Here is an 18,355-nt window from a genome sequence, read left to right on the forward strand (position 1 = left end):
TGATCGGCCGCGTCCTGGCCGCCGTCGGCGTTGGCGTGACCCTCATCGGCGTCGTCCTACTGCTGATCCTCGCCGCTCAGGCGGGGCTGCTCCGTCCTGAAATCCGGATCGTCGGCGGCGCCTTGCTGGCGCTCACTCTCGTCGGCGCCGGAGCCTTCGTCGGCCGGCGCGAGGACAAGCGGTCGGGGGCGATCGCCCTCGTTGCCACCGGTATCGCCACCGCGCTGTTCGACGTGCTCGCGGCGGCGACGATCTACCGCTGGCTACCGGCCGTCCCAGCCCTGCTGCTGGGCGCCGTCATCGCCGGCGGCGGCCTCTGGTTCGCGCATCGCTGGAACAGCCAGGCGCTCGGTCTGATGGTGTCCGTTCCCCTGCTGATCTTCGCGCCGATCGTTTCCGGAGGCGTGGACGAGACGCTGATCGGGTTCATGCTCGTCTACGCCGCCGCCACGCTGTGGCTGCAAATCAGCCGCGATTGGACCGCACTGTTCGTCGTCAACACGGCGGCGGCGACCATTCCGCTGCTGGCCGGCACCGTGCTCCACCCCATCCCCGACTGGTTCCTCGCCGGCGCACTCGCGCTCAGCGTCGCCCTGGCCATCGCTTCGGCGCTGCTGCTCATCCCGTCCAGTACCCAGAAAGAACTGGTCACACTGACCTCGGCCGCCGCGGCCGTGCCGATGCTCGGATCCGCGGCCGCCTTCCCGATGCCGCTCGTCTCGATCGTCCCGGCCATCGGCGCAGCCCTGTTCACCGTGGCCGCCTTCGTGACCGCGAAACGCCCGCTCGCACCGTTGAGCACTCGCGCGATCTGGGCGACATCGGCATCGGTACTGCTGACGTTCGCGACCCTGTTCGCCCTCGACTTCAACGCCGTGGCCGCCGGCACGTTCGGCGTCGCGATCGTGGTCATCGCCGCCGCGTCGGTCGCCGGCGACCTGCGCCGGGCGTTGCTGACCATCGGCGCGGCGCTGACGGCGATCGGATTGCTCGCGCTGGTGGGCGACCACAGTCTCGAACAACTCCTCATCCCGGCGCCGCACTTCTCCCCGCACGACCGGATGACGATCCTGATCGGGGTGCTTCTCGGCCTGGCCGCCATCACACTGCTGACCTGGGCTTGGGCGCGCGAGTTCCGCACCGACCGGTCGAACGAGGAGGCGGCGGGCGCGGGCGGAGTCATCGCCGAACGGATCTGGATCGCCGGCAGCCTCGTCGGCCTGTGGCTGGTCACCCAGCTCTGCATCGCGACCGCGGCCCTGGCCACCGACGGATCGGTCCACGGATTCCGGGCCGGCCACACCGCCGCGACCGTCATCTGGTTCGCAACGGCCGCCGCCGCGCTGCTGTGGGCCCGGCGCCTCTCGGGTACGACGAGCACGGTGGCGACCGGTGCGGGACTGGCACTCATCGCCGCCGCCGTCGCGAAACTGTTCCTCTTCGACCTCGCCGCGCTCGACGGCTTCCTCCGCGTGATCGCCTTCCTGATCGCCGGCATCCTGCTGCTGGCGCTGGGCGTCGCCTACGCTCAGCGACTCACCAACCGCGACCCACAGCAGGGGGAACAACCGACCTTCGAATCGGCCGACCGGCAGTAGGACGAGCGGATGACCCCGCGGTTGTTGTGGGTCATCCGCCCCACTACGATTTCGGGCATGAAACTGCGGACCCTGATCGTGTCGGTAGCAATCGCGGCGGGAGCCGTTTCCGGCCTCGCCGCCCAGGCCGACGCCAGCACGCCGCGCGTCGGCGCCGCGTGCTCGGCCTCCGAGATCGGCAAGATCCGCTACACCGGCGCCGGCCAGAAGGTGCGCTGCACGTCCACCGGCGCGACCGGTGTGAAGTGGGTGCGCGTCGCGCGATAACCGCGCTCAGGCACCCGATACGTGACTGGGCAGCACGCAGACGGCGTCCAGCCCGAGGACGCGGTTCAGGCGGCCGAAGGCCAGCCACGAACCGAGACACATCGATAGTTCGACGATCTCCCGGTCGCTGAACTGCTCGCGCATCCGCGTCCAGAACTCGTCATCGATGCCGTGATGGTCGGTCGCGTAGCGCTCGGCGTACTCGGCGGCGAGCCGTGCCCGGTCGTCGAGCGCCGGGCTGGTCCGCCACTCCCGCACTTGTTCGTCGAACCCTTCCTCGACCTTGCTGCCGTCGCGTTCGGTGCGCCAGTCCTGACAGAAGAGGCAGCCGTTGATCTGCGCGATCCGCAGGCGGGCCGCCTCGAATTCCCGCAGACCCAGCGTGCTGTGCTCGTAGACGCTGGTCGCCGCCGCCGCGGCGGCCGGCCCGATGCCCGGCACCATCTCGCCCCACACGTAGGTGATCGGGTCCTTGCCGTCGGGGATTTCCAGAAACATCCTCAGCTCCTTTCGGTTGGCTCGCCCGCGCCCCGCAGATAGACGCTCGGCACAAGGGGGACGTCGAGGCCGTCGTAGATTCCCGGCGCCGCCGACCGCAGCCACGGGATGGCGTTGACCAACCGGTTCGCCGCGGTCGCGTTGCCGCCGGCCGAGCGGTTCCCGCCCTCGTCGGTGGCCTCGACGTTGATCTCGATTCGCGGGCGGCCCTCGATGATGACCCGGTGGGCGCCCTCACCGCCATCGGGCGGCAGCGGCCAGTCGGGGGCGACGTCCCCGGTGATGCGGGTGACGTGCTCGACGACGATCTTCGGCTCGCCCGCGACGATGCCCTGCACTTCGAAGCGCAGGGCGCCCTGCGTTCCCGCGCCGAACTCGCCGAGGGCCGTCGTCACCGTGTCCGGCAGCGGCTGGCGGTCGACGATCTCGCGCAGTTCGTCGACGTCGACGCCGAGCGCGCGGGCGATCAGCCGCACCTGGCCGCCCCACACCATCGACGGAACTCCCGAGGCGACCATCGGCGGCTCGTAGTCCATCGGCTGGCCCATGCCGACGATGTAGCGCACGGAATCCTCGGCGTCATAGGTCGAGTAGTCGAAGATCTCCTGGCACCGCACCTGCTCGACCTCGGCTCCGAGGCCGCTGACCAGTGCGGGCAGCAGATCGTTGCCCCACCCCGGGTCGATCCCGCTGACGAAGAGCGCCGATCGGCCGTCGCGACAGGCCCGCTCGACGGGGTCGCGCACCTCGGGCGGCGCGTTGCGGTGGTCGTACAGCGCGTAGACCGACGGGGTGACGACGACGGCCCCCGCCGCGAGGGTTCGGCTGATGTCGAGCACCGCCTCGTCGGGCCGCAATTCGCCCGACGCGGCATAGGCCACTGCCCCTGCCCCGCCGAGTGCGCCGAGAGCGGCCTCAACATCGGTAGTGGCCGCGACGCCGAGGTCCCGGCCTACGTCGGCGAGGTCTCCGGCGTCACGACCGGACTTCGCCTCATCCGACACGATGACGGCCGCCAGCCGCAGTCCCGGATGTGCGTCGACCGCCCGGATCGCGGCCCTGCCGACGTTGCCCGTGCCCCACACCGCGACCGGGATCGGCAGGTAGAACGTGTTCTCATTCTTCATATCCTGCGAGCGTAGGCGCCGCCGGCCGAACGAGGGCCGGAACGGACCATCCGCTCGTCGCCGAGACCTCGATCCGTAGACCGCTCTCCGGACCGGCACGAACTCCAGCGGAACCGCCTTGGTGATGGCTCCTAAACCGTCACGTGCCCAATGTGACGCAGATTACAACGGAGCCGTTGTCGGCGGGGCTGCCGGTGGCCAAGCCCCGCCTCGTCGGCGAGAAGCAGTGGGTGTTGTTCGTCGCGCTGATCCTGTGCTTCACCGCGTGGGGCATCGCGGCGGACCTCACCACGCCGATGGTGGCGGGCTTCAAGCAGATCTTCGACATGAGCACGTTCCAGGCGTCGCTCGTGCAGTTCGCCTACTTCGGCGCGTACTTCCTCCTGGCGCTGCCCGCGGCGTTCATCAACGAGCGCTCCGGCTACAAAGCCGGGCTGCTCTCCGGGCTCGGGCTGGCGGCGGTCGGGTCCTTCGCCTTCTATCCGGCCGCCCAGATCATGACGTTCGGCGCCTTCCTCGTCGCACTGTTCCTGATCGCGGCCGGGTGTTCGATCCTGGAGACCTCCGCCAACCCGTACGTGCTCTCGCTGGGCCCCGCAGAAACGGCGACGCGGCGCCTGAACTTCGCGCAGGCGTTCAACCCGGTCGGCACCAACATCGGGGTCCTGCTGGCCGCGCTGCTGATCATGCCCAAACTCAGCGAGCCGGTGAACCGCGCGAGCCTGAACGAGACCGAGGCCCGCGCGGTGCGCGCGGGGCAGCTCAGCGCGGTCATGGGACCGTATCTCGGTCTCGGTTTTCTGCTGATCGCCATCGCGGTGAGCATCGCCGTCAACCGCGCACCGAAGATCGTCGAGGAGTTCCCCGAGGGCGACCTCGCCGGGCAGAGCATCCCCAAGATCTTGTTCAGCAACAAGCGGTACGTGTTCGGCGTCGTCGCGCAGTTCTTCAACATCGCCGGCCAGGTCTGTACGTGGACGTTCATCATTCAGTACGTCCAGCAGTCGCTGGACGGTTCGCTCAAGATGGGCGCCTACTTCCTGCAGATCAGCCTCATCGTCTTCCTCATCGGCCGGTTCGTGATGACATGGGTGATCGGCCGGGTGCGCGCGACCAAGGTGATGGCCGTCCTCGCCGTCGCGGCCGTCGGATTGGCGCTGTTCGCCGTCGTCTCGCCCAACGCACTCGGGGTCGCCGCCGTCGTCGGCATCTCGTTCTGCCTGTCGTTGATGTTTCCCACCATCTACGGCGTCGCCCTGCAGGGCCTCGGCCCGGCGACGAAGTTCGGCGCGGCCGGTCTGGTGATGGCGATCGTCGGCGGCGCGATCGTGCCGTTGATCCAGGGCCGGATTCTCGACAGTACGAGTGCGGCGGTGTCCTTCGTCGTCCCGGCCTGTTGCTTCCTGGTCGTCGCCGCCTATGCGGTCTACGACCTGCGCTCGCCCCAACCGCTCGACGCGAAGAAGGAGGCGGTGGCGTGAAGCTCCGCAACGGACTGGTCGTGATCGCCGGCGCGGCGCTCCTCGCTGGCTGTGCGGGCAGCGGCAACTATTCGGACCCGACCGACAAGCTCGAAGTGCTGTCGTGGTGGTCGTCGGAGTCGGAGCGCCCAGCGTTCCAGGTGCTCGCCGATGCCTTCGAGCGACAGCATCCGGGGGTCAGGGTCATCAATGCCGCGGTGGTCGGCGGAGGCGGCGGCAACGCCCAGGTCGCCCTTGCCGAGCGGCTGGCCGCGAACAACCCGCCCGACGTCTGGCAGAGCCTCACCGGTTCCGCCGTCGACGGGTGGGCGTCGGCCCGCCGGATCGTCGACGTCGATTCGGTCTTCACCGAGACCAGGATCGCCAACGAGTTGCCCGCCGCGATCCGCGATTCGGTCATGCGCGACGGAAAGCCCTGGGCGATGCCCACCGGTTCGCATCGCGGCAACAACCTCTGGTTCAACCGCGAGGTGCTGTCCGGGGCCGGCGTCCCGGTTCCCGGTCCGGGGTACAGCCAGCAGGCACTCGCAGCCGACCTGGCCAAGGTCAAGGCGTCCGGGAAGACACCGCTCTGCCTGGGCTCGGCCGACACCTTCGCGCTCGTCGAACTATTCGAGAACACCCTGCTGGGTGTCGTGGGCGCCGACGGCTGGAAGCGAATCGCCGACGACCGCTTCGACTGGGGCGGCTCCGACGTCACCAAGGCGCTCGACCTGTTCGGCCAATACGTCGCGCACGCCGATCCCGGCGCCGAGAAGGACAGGTGGAACGACGCCGTCGCCAAACTCGCCCGCGGCGACTGCGCGTACCTGAGCATGAACGACTCGGTCTACGGAGAGCTCGCGGCCAACGGCGCGGTCGACGGGCAGCAGTTCGGCTACGCGCCGTTCCCCGGCACCGAGGGCAACTACCTCGCGATCGTCGACACCTTCGTCGCCGCCAAACAGGCGCGCAACGGTGTCAACGGACTGAAGTTCCTGGCGACCGTCGCCGACCCGGCGACCATGCTCGCGTTCACCAAGGTCAAGGGATCGGTACCGGTGCGACGCGACGTGGACACCGCGACGCTGTCGCCGTATCAGCGCGGCGCGTCGGCAGCGCTGTGGAACGACGCCGTGCTGCTGTCGATCACCCACGGCGAACTCATGGACACCCAGTTCCAGCAGGCCCTCTACGACGCGGTGAAGGGCTACGCGAAGAACCGGGACGCGCGAGCGTTCATCAACGCGGTGCAACGCGCGGGAGCCGGCGGGCTGGTCGGCGGCCGCTGACCAGCCAGACGGGGGTGTCGCGCTAGCAGTTGCTCGGCGCCGGCCGTCCGTCGAACCGGTCCTGCAGGTAGTTGAAGGCGGGCAGCAGACCGATCACCGCGGCGCTCATGTGGTCCGGGGAAGGCGTATGCAGCGTCTGCACGCGAACCCCGGCCCGGCAGTACCGGCGATTGGTGTAGTCGATCGACGACACCGGGATCAGCACGTCGGTCGGGCTGTGCCACTCGAAGACCGGCGTCTTGGGGATGCCCCGGTACAGCGACAGGCTGTTCTCCTCGACCTTGCTGCGGGCGGTGCGGTCGTTGAAGATCTGGCGACCACCGATCGCCACCTGCTTCGCACTGTGGCCGGCACCGACGCGGAGGATGTCGTTGGTGCACGCATTGCGCAGCTCGCGGAACATCTGCTTGCCGACCGGCGACAGGTACTGACGCATCGGGATGGCCTGCGGGTACTCGCGCGACATGCCGATAGCCGCGGCGAAGGCCAGGCCGAACGCGGGGTGCGGGTTGGAATAGCCCAGCCCCTCGGCCATCTTGATGAGGTTCATCGGCACACCGCCGTATGCGGCGCCGGCGATCTTGAGGTCCTTGGCGTAGGTGGGCTGCAGCGCGGCCGCCCATGCGGTGGCCATGCCGCCGCCCGAGTATCCGGCCATTCCGACCCGGCTGTGTGCGGCACTGGCGGGCTTGAACTTCTTGACCGCGATGATGCCGTCGAGTGTGATCTGTCCGCCGAGCTTCGCGGCGCCGTACGCGCTGCGCGGACCGAGGTGGTCGGGCACGGCGATGGTCCAGCCGCGTTGCAGGGCGGCGTTGAGGCCGGGCGCCTCGCGGATCGTGAGGTTGGGATCCTCGGTCCACAGCGCCTGCGACGGTGCGCACTGCAGCCCGGTCGCGTTGACGACGTGCTGGAACGAGAGGAGCGGACCATTCGGGGAGCGTCGAGTGGGCACCAATACCGTCGTGACGGCGGCAATCGGCTTGCCCTGCGAATCGCTGCTGCGGAACTTCACCTGATAGGTGCGCACGTCGAAGAATCCGGGAGGATTCGGACGACCGCGCACGGCCAGAATGTCACCGTTCTTCTTTCTGTCCAGATTTGCCGGCGTGCGGTAGAAGCGGTCGGGAAGCGGCGAGGGCAGCGCCGCGAGATCCGGTGCAACGGGGGCGGGTCGCGGCACCGCATGACCGGGTGTCGCACCCAAAGCGCCTGCTACCAGTGCTGTCGCGGTGACCCCCAGCGCGGCGATACGCGCGGGAGCGAGCATCCTCGAGAATGTCAACAACGGATACCTCTGCCTCGATCGTGGTTTGAACCCCCAGTCCAGGCACCCACTATTAGGTCAGCGCATAACAATGTCAACTTTGCGATCACAATGAATCGCCGGTGGTGCCGGGCTAATACCCCTGCTCAAATGCGCTCTTAATGATCCCGAACAAGACATTAGGAAACTCGGATTATCACACGTTATTGAATTGTTATGTGCGTCCCAGCGCATTGTTTCGGCGATTTGAATAAGGCATGAATATTTGCCTTTCGACACGACGGTCAGATCGACCAGGTGCCGGGTCTCACCCGGGCGGCCTCAGCCCGTGGACGATGAGCATGAGGACGTTGTCGTAGTTGGCTGCGGCGTCGAGATGCGGCGGTTGCGCCGAGGCCATCTCCAGACTCACCGCGCCGTGCACACAGGACCACACCTGCATCGCCAGAACCTCGGCGTCTCCCGCCTGAAGAAGGCCGCCGACCTGGCCGTAGCGGATGATCTCGGTCAACACCGCGAAGGCGTCACTCGCCGCGTCGACATCCGGCTGACACTCGGCCGAGAACATCCTGGAATAGAGAACCGGGTTGGCATGAGCGAATTCCCGGTATCCGCGCCCGCTCTTGAGCAGCCGCGTCGCCGCGTCGCCGTCGGTGGCGCTGATCGATCGCGCGAAGTCGACGAAGCCGTCGGTCACCACGGCGTCGAGCAGTCCATCCTTGCCGTCGAAGTGGTTGTAGACGCCCATCGGCGCCACACCCGCCTCGGCCGCGACGGCCCGCACCGTAAATCCCGCTTCGCCGTCACGCTCCAAGATCCGCCTTCCCGCGGCCACCAGCTGATCGCGGATGTCCGCGGCCGACGTGCGCGATCGAGGTTTCCGAGAGGACATGGTTGACAAGTCTACTGGCACAGTGTTCTGCTTGTGTAGCACATCGTTCTATAGTAGTAGTACGCTGTTCCACATACCTCCGATCGAAGGACACCCCCATGCGAACTCGTTGGTGGACTCTCGCGGCCCTGTGCGTCGCGGAACTCTTGGTGATGGTCGACAACACGATCGTCAACGTCGCGCTGCCCACCATGGCGCGCGACCTGGACGCCGGCATCTCCGGCCTGCAGTGGATCGTCGACTCCTACACGCTGGTCTTCGCCGGCCTGCTGCTCACCGGCGGCTACCTCGGCGATCGCTTCGGACATCGCCGGATGCTGATCGCCGGCATCGTCGGCTTCACCGCCGTCTCGGCGCTCGCCGCGGTCTCGCAAACCCTCGGGCAGCTCATCACCGCCCGCGCCGGGCTCGGCCTCTTCGCCGCGCTGATCTTCCCCGCGACGCTCGCGATCATCACCGCGGTCTTCCCCCAGGGCAAGCAGCGGGCCATCGCCGTCGGCGTCTGGGCGGCGACGGCCGGCGTCGCCGTCGCGATCGGGCCGGTGCTCGGCGGCTGGCTGCTGGAGCACTACTCGTGGTCGTCGGTGTTCTGGGTGAACCTGCCGTTCGGAGCGGCCACGCTCACCGCCATCCTGCTGGTCGTCCCGGGCACGCGGCCCGAGTCGGTGTCACGGTTCGACACGGTCGGCCTCGCGCTGTCGATCATCGGACTCGGACTGCTGACGTACTCGGTCATCGAGGGCCCGCATTTCGGCTGGACCAGCATGCGGACGATCGGCGGGATCCTCGTCGCGCTCGCCGTCCTCGGTCTCTTCGTCCGCCGCCAGCTCGTCATCGACAACCCGATCCTCGACGTCCGGCTGTTCGCCAACCGGCATTTCGCCACCGCGGCCGGCATGATCAGCGTCGCGTTCTTCGCGCTGTTCGGCTTCATCTTCCTCATCACCCAGTACTTCCAGGCGGTCCAGGGCTACAGCCCGCTCGAAGCGGGACTTCGCACCATGCCGTTCGCGCTCGTGATGGCGGTGTTCTCACCCGTCGCCATGATCCTGTCCCACCGTTTCGGCCCGCGCCTGGTCGCGATGAGCGGCGCCCTGCTCATGTCAGCCGGCTTCGCCATCGTCGAACTGGCCACTCCGACCTCGGGCTACTGGACGCTGATCATCTGGTCGATGTCGTTGATGGCGATGGGTCTCGCCTTCGTTTCCGGGCCGTGCACGCAGGTGATCATGGATGCGCTGACTCCCGAGCAGGCCGGTGCCGGGGCCGCCGTGAACGACACCACCCGAGAGATCGGCGGCGTACTCGGCGTGGCGGTCCTCGGGTCGATCCTGACGTCCATCTACACGACCGGCGTGATCGACCGGCTCTCCGCACTCGGTCTCCCGAGCACCGTCGCCGACCCGGCGAGCGACTCGGTCATGGCGGGCGTCGAAGTCGCCGCCCGCGCCCCCGCGGCGGTCTCCGGCCCGATTCTCGACGCCGTGCAACACGTGTTCGTCGACGGCTTGCGCGGTGCCGTCTGGGCGGCCATCGTCGTCACCGCCGTGTCCGCGATCGCCGCCGGATACTTGCTGCGCGGCGCACGGCACACCGTGATCATCGACGACGAGCAGATTCCAGCGGAGGTTTCCGAAGCCGGATAGCTGCGCGAGGTTTCGGCGCAGCGTGAGGGAAAGACCGTCCCCGCGTCGCGACGGCTGGCACACTGCTCGGCATGCGCAGGGCGATCACCATGATTCCGACCGTGGCCGTCGCCACCGCGTTGCTGACCACCGGTGTCGCCACCGCCACCCCCTCCCCGTCGGCGGTCTTCGACCTCGCGGGCGATGGGGGCATCGGGCGATGCGTGACCCTCGACGGCCTCGCCCCGGGCCGGTTCCGACTGAAGGCCGCCGGACTGGGCACCTACCTCGCCTATCGCGACGGCCACTTCCTCACCGGCTCGCCCGGCAAGGTACGGCTCGCCGCCGAGCCCGGCCGATCGTCGGTCTGGCGCGTGACCCGGCACGCCGACCTGACGCGCTGGCATTCGGCGGCGGGATCGAGCACGGTCGTGACGGTGCGGGACGCGCAGGGGTGCGCGCCGTTCCCCGAGGCGAGGTTGAACGTCTCCGGGGCCGCGCCGTTCACCGGCACCGACGCGAACGGGAACCTGCGCGGCTTCGTCGACTCGCACGCGCACCTGATGGCGACGCAGTTCCTCGGCGGGAAACTGCACTGCGGCTCGCCCTACAGCCCGTTCGGCATCACCGTCGCCCTGCGCGACTGCCCCGACCACGAGCCCGGCGGTTGGCCGGCCGTCAGCGAGCACGTGCTCTCCCGCCCGGGCCCGCACGACACCGCCGGCTGGCCGACGTTCACCGGGTGGCCGCGCTACGACTCGCTGACGCACGAGCAGACGTACTACCGCTGGATCGAGCGCGCCTGGCGGTCGGGACTACGCGTGACCACCAACTACTACGTGCAGAACCGGGTGCTGTGCGAGCGGTATCCGCTGCGCGATCAGCCCTGTGACGAGATGGCGTCGATCCGTGTCCAGCACCGGATGCTGCAACGCATGCAGGACTACGTGGACGCGCAGGCGGGCGGTCCGGGCAAGGGGTTCCTGCGGATCGCGACGAACGCCGCCCAGGTGCGCTCGATCGTCGCCGCCGGCAAGCTCGCGGTGACCCTCGGCGTCGAGGTCTCCGAGCCGTTCGGGTGCCGGACGGTCCGCGGCCGCGCGCAATGCACCCGCGGCGACATCGACCGCGGCCTCGACGAGCTGCGGGCGATGGGCGTGCGGCAGATCATCCTCACCCACAAGTTCGACAACGCCCTCGGCGGGACCCGATTCGACCAGGGCACGACCGGCGTCGCGGTCAACGCCGGCCAGTTGCTGTCCACCGGCCATCCCTGGCAGGTCGAACCCTGCCGAACGGCCCAGCGCGACAACCCGGTCGTCGGCTACGCGCGCGACCGGTGCAACATCCGCGGTCTCACGCCGCTGGGGGCCTATACGGTGCACGCGATGATCGCCCGGCGGCTGGCCATCGACGTCGACCATCTCAGCGTGAAGACCGCGACGGCCGTCCTCGACCTGGCCGAGGCGCGGCGCTACCCGGGCCTGGTCTCGTCGCACACGTGGACGGACAAGTCGAACTACCGCCGCATCCTGCGCGCAGGCGGATTCGTCGGCTTGTTTGCCACCCCGGCCGAGGCCGAGCACGGCGAGACCGGGCGGCACGGGGACCTGCCGCCGGACTTCCTCTCCGCATGGCGCGTGCTGCGCGCACAGCGATCGCCGCGGCATTTCTTCGGCGTCGGATTCGGGCCCGACATGAACGGCCTCGGTAAGCAGGCCCACCCGCGGCCGTCGGCGCGCCACTCCCCGGTGCGCTACCCGTTCACCTCCGTCGACGGCGGCACGCGGGTCGGCCGCCAGGTCACCGGCCAACGGGTCTTCGACGTGAACACCGACGGCACCGCGCACTACGGTCTGCTCCCCGACTGGGTCGAGAGTCTGCGGATCGAGGCCGGACGCGACGGACCGACGCTGGTGCGCGACCTGTTCTCCGCGGCCGAGGCCTATGCCCGCTACCTCGAACGGCTCGAGGCCCACCGGTGACCACGGCCCGCCGCCTCGACCGCGGGATCGTCGGCACCTATGCGCTCGGCAGCGTCGGCACGGGCGGCTTCGGCGTGCTGCCCGGCCTGGTGCTCGCCTACTACCTCACCGATTCGCTGGCAGTGCCCGCGCTCGTCGCGGCCGGTGTCGTCCTCATCCCGAAGCTCATCGACGTGGCGATCAACCCGCTGATCGGCGCCCACAGCGACCGCCTCCTGCGACGCACCGGTTCGCGTCGCGCGGCCATGCTGGTCGGCGCGATCGCGCTGGCACCGCTGTTCGTCCTCACTTTCTGCGCTCCGGTCGCCGCCTGGTGGGTATCGGCGCTGTGGGTGCTCGTCGCCTTTTCCTTGACCGCGGTCGCCTACAGCCTGTTCCAGGTCCCGTATGTGGCATTGCCGGCCGAATTGACCCCCGACTACGACGAACGGACGCGCCTGGTCGCCACCCGGATCGCCGTCCTCGCCGCCGCCATCCTCCTGTTCGGCGCCGGTGGACCCGCGATCCGCGACGCCGTCGGCGGCGCACGCGGCTATCTGGTGATGGCCGTCGTGGCCGGCCTCGTCATCAGCGCCGGAATGGTGGTCGCGACCATCGGCACGACCCGCCGGTCCGTTGTGCCGGCCGGCGACCAGCCGGTCGTCGAGGAGGGGGCCGCCCCGTCCTTCCGAGATGCGTTCGCCGCGATCCGCACCGACCGCCGCTACCAGGTCCTCGTCGCCGTCTACGTGGTCCAGGCGCTGGCCAGCGCGGTCATGCTGGCCGGAGCGCAATACCTGGCCACCTACGTGCTGGGCGACGCGTCGGCCCTGCAGTGGTTGTTCGTGTCCCTGGTCGCGCCGGCGCTGCTGGTGATGCCGCTCTGGTACCGGTTCGGCGAGCGTCGCGGGAAACTCACCGGGCTGCGTCTGGCCGCGACACTGTTCTCCCTCTCCGCGGTGGTCCTGGTCGGCACCGTCTGGTGGAACGGGCCCTGGATCTACGCGGCGGTGTGCCTGGCCGGCATCGGCTACGCGGGCATGCAGACCTTCCCGCTGGCGATGCTCCCCGACGTGCTCGACGCCTATTCGCGCCGAATTGGACGCCCGGCCGCCGGGTCGCTGTCCGGTCTGTGGACGGCGGCGGAGACGGTGGCGCTGGCCGTCGGCCCTGCCGTGTTCCTCCTCGTGCTCGCGGCCACCGGATTCGTCTCCTCGACCGACGGGCAGCACGCCGCCCAACCCGAGTCCGCGCTGATCGGCATCTCGGTAGGCTTCGCCGCGATACCCGCGCTGCTCGTCGTCGGCAGCCTGATCTTGCTGCGGCGCTACGCCGAGCCGAACCCGGAGGACCCCGATGAGTCCTGACCAGTCCCCGTCGTCACCGCTCGCCGGAGACGCCGACGCGATCCTCGCGCGGTTGCGCGAGCTGCGGTCCGCTGACGCCCCGACGCACGGCGGCCGGATCCTGTCCTACGTGTACGACTCGGGATTGGCCGCGCTCGACGATCTCGCCGCAGCGGCCGCGCGCGAGGTACAACCCGTGAACGGTCTCGATCCGACCGTCTTCACCTCGGTCGCGACCATGGAACGCGAACTAATCGCGTTCGCGCGCAACGCCTTCCAAGGTCCCGGCGCGGTCGGGTCGGTGACGTCGGGCGGCACCGAGAGTTGTCTGCTGGCGGTGAAGGCGGCACGCGACCGCGTCTCGCGCACCGGCCGCGGGTCGGTCGTGTTGCCCACGACGGCACACGTGGCCTTCGTGAAGGCCGCACACGTTCTGGACGTCGACCTCGTCCGCGTTCCGGTCGATCCCGATTCGACGTCCGTCGATGCCGACGCGGTGGCCGGCGCACTGCGCGACGACACGTTCCTCATCGTCGCCTCGGCGCCCAACTACCCGACCGGCGTCGCCGATCCGATCGGCGACTTGGGCCGGCTGGCCCTCGACCGGGAGATCGCGCTCCATGTCGACGCATGTCTCGGCGGCTTCGCGCTGGCGTGGTGGCCCGAGGATCTGGCTCCGTGGGATTTCGCCGTCCCCGGCGTCAGCAGCATCTCGGCGGATCTGCACAAGTACGGATACAGCCCCAAAGGCGCCTCGATCCTGCTGCACGCCGACCGCGACCGGCACCGCGCCCAGTACTTCGCCACCACCGACTGGCCCGGCTATCCGGTCGTCAACCCGACGCTGCTCGGCTCGCGCTCGGCGGCCGGGCTGGCCGCGGCGTGGGCCATCGTCCAGTACCTCGGCGACGATGGATTCCGCACACTCGTCGCCGCCATCGCGCGCGCGACGACGGCGCTGCGCGGCACAGTCGAGGGAATCGACGGACTGCGCGTCGTCGGCGATCCCGTCGGCCCGGTGTTCGCCGTCGCGGCCGACGACAGCTCGGCGTCGCCGATCGATCCGCACCGCTGGGCCCGCGCGGTCGGCGACGCGGGGTTCGAACTCCAGTTGCAGCCGTCGTTCACCCAGGCCGACTCGACCGTCTTGCCGGCCACCACCCATCTCACCGTGACGCCCGTGACCGAGACCGTCGTCGACGAGCTGTCGGCGGCGCTGATCGGTGCCGCCGACCGCACCCGCGGACAAGCGCCGGCCGAACCGCCGCAGGCCCTGGCGGACCTGGCCGCGGCCGTGGACTCCGGGGACGCCTCGATCGGCGACCTGCTGGCGCTGCCCAGCTCGGTGACCGCCGACGTCCTCGTCGCCGCGGGCATCGACCCGCACGACGCCGACGGAGAGCTGGACATGGCGGCGATCGTCGCCGCCGTCCAGGCTCTTCCGCGGCCCATCACGGCGAAGATGCTCACCGAATTCTTGGCCTCCTACACCAACCCCGAGTGAGACGCCCCGCGGTACTAGTCCGGGAAGTCGACGATCACCGCGTTCATCGGCAGCTCGTCGCGCCGGGGCTGGGCGGCGGGGAGGTGGTCGTCGAAGAAGCGGCCGCTGGCGTAGTCGTCCATGGCGAGGATCCGTCGCGGCGCGATGAAGCCGGCGTAGCCGAACTCGCGGATGACGTACGGCACGCCGTCGGAGCCGACGAGGTTGGGACCGTTCATCAGCTGGAAGTGCAGGTGAGGCGCATTGGAGTTCCCGGTGTTGCCCAACTTGGCGATCACCTGGCCCGCCTTGACCCGGTCGCCCGGTTTGACCAGCAGCGAACCCTTCTGAAGATGCGCGTACGCCGCCCACACCCCGCCGCCGAGATCCTGGATGATGTGGTTGCCGTCGACCGTCTCGACGGTGATCGTCTTCGCCAGTCGCGGGTCGCTGGCAGGCAGGACGCCGGGGAGATTGGGCTCCATCGCGTCCAGGGTGGAGCTGATCGTGCCGTCGGCCACGGCGCGCACCTCCTGGCCGTAGCCGGCATAGCTCTCGTTGCGCGTGCGGTCGCCGGTGACGAACTCGCCGTCGTCGTTGGTGCGCATCCAGTCGATCGCGAAGCGCTGCGTGTTGGCGAGACTGCCGCTGAACGGCGCGAGCGCCGAGATGTGCGCCGTGCCGATTCCGCAGCAGCCGTTCAGCGCGACCCAATTGGCGCCGGTGAGCGGTGCGCCGATGACCCGGGGTGTGCCGGCGGACACGTCGACCGGCGCGGCCAGGTAGTCCAGTGCGGTCGGCGCGGTCGCCCCCGGGTTGGCGGCGCCGGTGATGCGCAGTCGGTGCAGCACGGTGCGCGGCGCGTCGTCGAGCGAATCCAGTTCGATGCCGACGAGCACCGCTCGCGACTCCTGCGGTCCGATGACCGTCGCCGTCGCCGGTGACGACGGCAGTCTCCTGAGCCGGTTGCAGTCGCCGAACTCGCAGGCCGGGTCGACCAGCCTCGTGCCCGACAGCGACACGAGAACGCGGTCGCGCCGCTGCTCGTCGACCACGTCGATCCGTTCGATCGTCGCGGGCACCGTCGCCGCATTCGTCAGTTGCAGGTCGTAGGCGATGTGGTACTTGCCGTCGGACCCCTTGAACGGGAACGTCGGCGCACCGAGCTGGCTCACGACGAGCGGCGTGTACGCCGGCGGGATCGAGATCGGCGGCGACGAGGCCGTCGTCGGCGAGCACGCGCCGACGACGACCAGCGCCAGTATCGCAACGACGACTCCGAACGCGCGCCTACCCGTCATCGCCCAAGGGTAGAGGCGGCGATCAGTGCTGGACGTCGATATCGAGCTGTTTCGGCGTCAGGACGTAGACCAGCAGACCGGCGGCGGCGAGGAGGATCGCTCCGTAGAGCCCGACCTGCACGACGGCGTCGGTGAACCCGGATGCCGCGGTCGCGGCGAGTTCCGCCGATCCGCTCGACTTGGCGATCTCCATCGCGGCACCCAGGGATTCGTCTGCCCCGGGCACCGCATCGCCGACGCGTGAGCTGAAGACCACCGCGGCGACCGTGCCGAGGATCGCGACGCCGAACACGTTGCCGAGGTCGTAGGCGGTTTCCTCCAGGGCGGCGGCGTTGCCCGCCTTCTCCTGCGGACTGCCCGACATGATCATCGCCGAGGCTATGGCCAGCGAACCCGCGCCCGCGCCCTGCAGCGCCATCGCGGCGGCGACCCACGGGTAGGACAGCGGCGTGGGAGCCAACCACATCAGGAGCATCCCCATGGCGGGCAGCCACAGACCGAAGGCGACGACGACCCGGGGGCCGAAGAGGTCGACGAGCCAGCGGGCGAGCACCGACGTGACGATCGCGCCGCCTGCGAACGGCAGCAGGCGGAAGCCGGCCTGCAGCGGCGAGTATTGCTCGACGAGCTGGAGCCACTGCGCGAGTACCAGAATGCCGCCACCCATCGCGATCATCGAGAACAAAGCGGCGAACACACCGGCGGTGAGCTGCGGACGCAGGAACAGCCGCAGGTCGAGCAGCGGCTCGTCCTGAGTCAGGCACCGGCGGGCGAACCAGCCGAGCAGCGCCGCCGCGACGGCGAGCGCGATCCAGGCCGGCGCGTTGGCCAGGCCGTCGGCGACGAAGTGCTTGCCGAATTCCTTGATCGACCAGACCAGCGCGACCATGCCGGCGATGGCGAGCAGCGACGCGAGGAAGTCCCAGCCGCCAGCGTTGCTGATCCGCGACTCGGGCAGCAGCAGCACCGCGGCGATGATGGCCAGCACCATCGGCGGCACGTTCACCAGGAACGCCACGTGCCAGTTGTTGTCGAACTGCTCCAACAGGAACCCGGCGACGATGGGTCCGATCGCGGCGCCCGCCGCGGAGACCGCGGCCCAGATGCCCAGGGCCAAGGTGCGCTCGCGGGTATCGGTGAAGATGACGCGCAGCATCGACAGCGTGCTGGGCATGATCATCGCGCCGCCGAGACCCAGCAGCGCGCGGAGAGCGATGACCATCGTCGGCGTCGACGCCCAGAACACCAGCAGCGAGGCGAGGCCGAACACCGCGAACCCGGCGATCAGCATCGCTCGCCGCCCGACACGGTCGGCGAGCGCGGCCATCGAGATCAGCGAACCGGCCAGCACGAGGGAGTAGGCATCGACCATCCACAGCTGCTCGGTGGCCGACGGTCGCAGGTCCTGCCCGATCCAGGGCAGCGCCACGTTCAGCACGGTCAGGTCCATCACGACCGTGAGCAGCGCGATGGACAGCACGGCGAGCGCGGCCCAGCGTCGCCACGGGGCCATCGGCTCGACGAGGGAACCGTCGGGGTTGGTGGCGGGAGTCTTCAACAGCGTGGTCATGATTTCTCCGTTTCGGTGACGGTCGAGTCGGGGGAGGTGCCGTACGAGCCGGCGAGGAGCAGCCGGGTTACGCGTTCGATCGCGGCGCGGTCGATGGGCTCGTCGTGCAGTGAGGCGTGCAGCGTCACGCCGTCGGCGAAGACGGCCATGAGCTGTGCGGTTTCGGTGTCCACGAACTCGGACAGGACCGCGACGAGGCCCTTGAACCAGCGGCGGCTGATCTCGCGCAGTTCCGGACGTTCGATGCCGGCGGCGTAGAGCGTCGTCTCGGTGCGGACGCGGTCGGCGTCCTGCAGGTGTTCGTGCATCAGGGCGGCGATCGCTTCCGGCGACCCGTCGCTGTCGGCCAGCGCTTGGGCCACCTCGTCGAGTTCGGCGTCGGTCTGGACCGCGAGATGCTGCAACGCCTGCTCGACCAGGTCGTCGAGCGTCGCGAAGTAGTAGGTGGTCGACCCGAGGGGGACGTCCGCGCGCTGCGCGACCAGCCGATGCGTCAGTCGGCCGCCGCCCTCGGTCAACAGCTCGGCCGCCGCTTCCACGATCCGCTGACGACGGTCCTCCGGGTTGCGCACCTGCGGGCTGTTCGGCCTCGTGCTGCCTTGCTTCACGCTCATGTGTACAAACGTACATGTACATATGTACAGGCGCAAGCCTGTCCGCCGAGC

General features: G+C 69.3%; 15 protein-coding genes. 8 read left to right on the plus strand and 7 right to left on the minus strand.

Features of this window, described 5'->3' with window-relative positions:
• Together GOARA_RS10285 and GOARA_RS10290 are read left to right on the plus strand one after the other, a co-directional pair.
• Positions 1 to 1,598: DUF2339 domain-containing protein (locus GOARA_RS10285; protein WP_007322300.1), on the plus strand; the 1,598-nt coding region annotated here is incomplete at its 5' end.
• A 57-nt stretch (positions 1,599 to 1,655) separates the two neighbouring features.
• Entirely contained in the window at positions 1,656 to 1,865 is a 210-nt protein-coding gene (locus GOARA_RS10290) for a hypothetical protein (RefSeq protein WP_245548404.1), read from the plus strand.
• A 6-nt stretch (positions 1,866 to 1,871) separates the two neighbouring features.
• On the opposite strand, the gene GOARA_RS10295 is transcribed toward GOARA_RS10290, so the two are convergent.
• Together GOARA_RS10295 and GOARA_RS10300 are read right to left on the minus strand one after the other, a co-directional pair.
• Positions 1,872 to 2,363, minus strand: coding sequence for a carboxymuconolactone decarboxylase family protein (locus tag GOARA_RS10295; protein WP_007322302.1), 492 nt, complete (start codon positions 2,361 to 2,363; stop codon positions 1,872 to 1,874).
• A 2-nt stretch (positions 2,364 to 2,365) separates the two neighbouring features.
• On the minus strand, positions 2,366 to 3,490 hold the full coding sequence (locus GOARA_RS10300) for an NAD(P)H-dependent amine dehydrogenase family protein (RefSeq protein WP_007322303.1): 1,125 nt from the start codon (positions 3,488 to 3,490) through the stop codon (positions 2,366 to 2,368).
• A gap of 152 nt (positions 3,491 to 3,642) precedes the next feature.
• Here GOARA_RS10300 and fucP point away from each other — a divergent pair, with 152 nt between their 5' ends.
• On the plus strand, positions 3,643 to 4,971 hold the full coding sequence (gene fucP, locus GOARA_RS10305; protein WP_245548405.1) for an L-fucose:H+ symporter permease: 1,329 nt from the start codon (positions 3,643 to 3,645) through the stop codon (positions 4,969 to 4,971).
• On the plus strand, positions 4,968 to 6,242 hold the full coding sequence (locus tag GOARA_RS10310) for an ABC transporter substrate-binding protein (protein ID WP_007322305.1): 1,275 nt from the start codon (positions 4,968 to 4,970) through the stop codon (positions 6,240 to 6,242). Before fucP ends, GOARA_RS10310 begins: the two co-directional genes overlap by 4 nt.
• Positions 6,243 to 6,264: 22 nt before the next feature.
• On the opposite strand, the gene GOARA_RS10315 is transcribed toward GOARA_RS10310, so the two are convergent.
• Positions 6,265 to 7,512, minus strand: a complete 1,248-nt coding sequence (locus GOARA_RS10315) for a lipase family protein (protein ID WP_007322306.1) — start codon at positions 7,510 to 7,512, stop codon at positions 6,265 to 6,267.
• Positions 7,513 to 7,816: 304 nt separating this feature from the next.
• Positions 7,817 to 8,401 carry a TetR/AcrR family transcriptional regulator gene (locus tag GOARA_RS10320; protein WP_040522701.1) on the minus strand — a complete coding sequence of 195 codons (585 nt, stop codon included), beginning with the start codon at positions 8,399 to 8,401 and terminating at the stop codon, positions 7,817 to 7,819.
• Between the two features lie 98 nt (positions 8,402 to 8,499).
• On the opposite strand from GOARA_RS10320, the gene GOARA_RS10325 reads away from it, so the two are divergent.
• From GOARA_RS10325 to GOARA_RS10340, 4 genes are all read left to right on the plus strand, one after another.
• On the plus strand, positions 8,500 to 10,047 hold the full coding sequence (locus GOARA_RS10325) for a DHA2 family efflux MFS transporter permease subunit (RefSeq protein WP_007322308.1): 1,548 nt from the start codon (positions 8,500 to 8,502) through the stop codon (positions 10,045 to 10,047).
• Positions 10,048 to 10,118: 71 nt separating this feature from the next.
• Positions 10,119 to 12,011 (plus strand): amidohydrolase family protein, encoded by a 1,893-nt coding sequence (locus GOARA_RS10330; protein WP_007322309.1) that lies wholly within the window; start codon positions 10,119 to 10,121, stop codon positions 12,009 to 12,011.
• Positions 12,008 to 13,357 carry an MFS transporter gene (locus GOARA_RS10335; RefSeq protein WP_007322310.1) on the plus strand — a complete coding sequence of 450 codons (1,350 nt, stop codon included), beginning with the start codon at positions 12,008 to 12,010 and terminating at the stop codon, positions 13,355 to 13,357. The genes GOARA_RS10330 and GOARA_RS10335 overlap by 4 nt, the downstream gene beginning before the upstream one ends.
• Positions 13,347 to 14,840, plus strand: a complete 1,494-nt coding sequence (locus tag GOARA_RS10340) for a pyridoxal phosphate-dependent decarboxylase family protein (RefSeq protein ID WP_007322311.1) — start codon at positions 13,347 to 13,349, stop codon at positions 14,838 to 14,840. Before GOARA_RS10335 ends, GOARA_RS10340 begins: the two co-directional genes overlap by 11 nt.
• 14 nt (positions 14,841 to 14,854) lie before the next feature.
• On the opposite strand, the gene GOARA_RS10345 is transcribed toward GOARA_RS10340, so the two are convergent.
• Genes GOARA_RS10345 through GOARA_RS10355 form a run of 3 tightly spaced genes read right to left on the minus strand, consistent with a single transcriptional unit; the run spans position 14,855 to position 18,304 of the window.
• Complete coding sequence (locus GOARA_RS10345) at positions 14,855 to 16,120, minus strand: M23 family metallopeptidase (protein WP_040522704.1); 1,266 nt, start codon at positions 16,118 to 16,120, stop codon at positions 14,855 to 14,857.
• A gap of 22 nt (positions 16,121 to 16,142) precedes the next feature.
• On the minus strand, positions 16,143 to 17,690 hold the full coding sequence (locus GOARA_RS10350; protein WP_007322314.1) for an MFS transporter: 1,548 nt from the start codon (positions 17,688 to 17,690) through the stop codon (positions 16,143 to 16,145).
• The gene (locus GOARA_RS10355; protein ID WP_007322315.1) at positions 17,687 to 18,304 is read right to left on the minus strand and encodes a TetR/AcrR family transcriptional regulator; all 618 of its coding nucleotides are present in this window, start codon (positions 18,302 to 18,304) and stop codon (positions 17,687 to 17,689) included. The genes GOARA_RS10350 and GOARA_RS10355 overlap by 4 nt, the downstream gene beginning before the upstream one ends.
• Between the last annotated feature and the right edge of the window lie 51 nt (positions 18,305 to 18,355).

The organism is Gordonia araii NBRC 100433 (assembly GCF_000241265.1).
Taxonomy (GTDB): Bacteria; Actinomycetota; Actinomycetes; order Mycobacteriales; family Mycobacteriaceae; genus Gordonia; species Gordonia araii.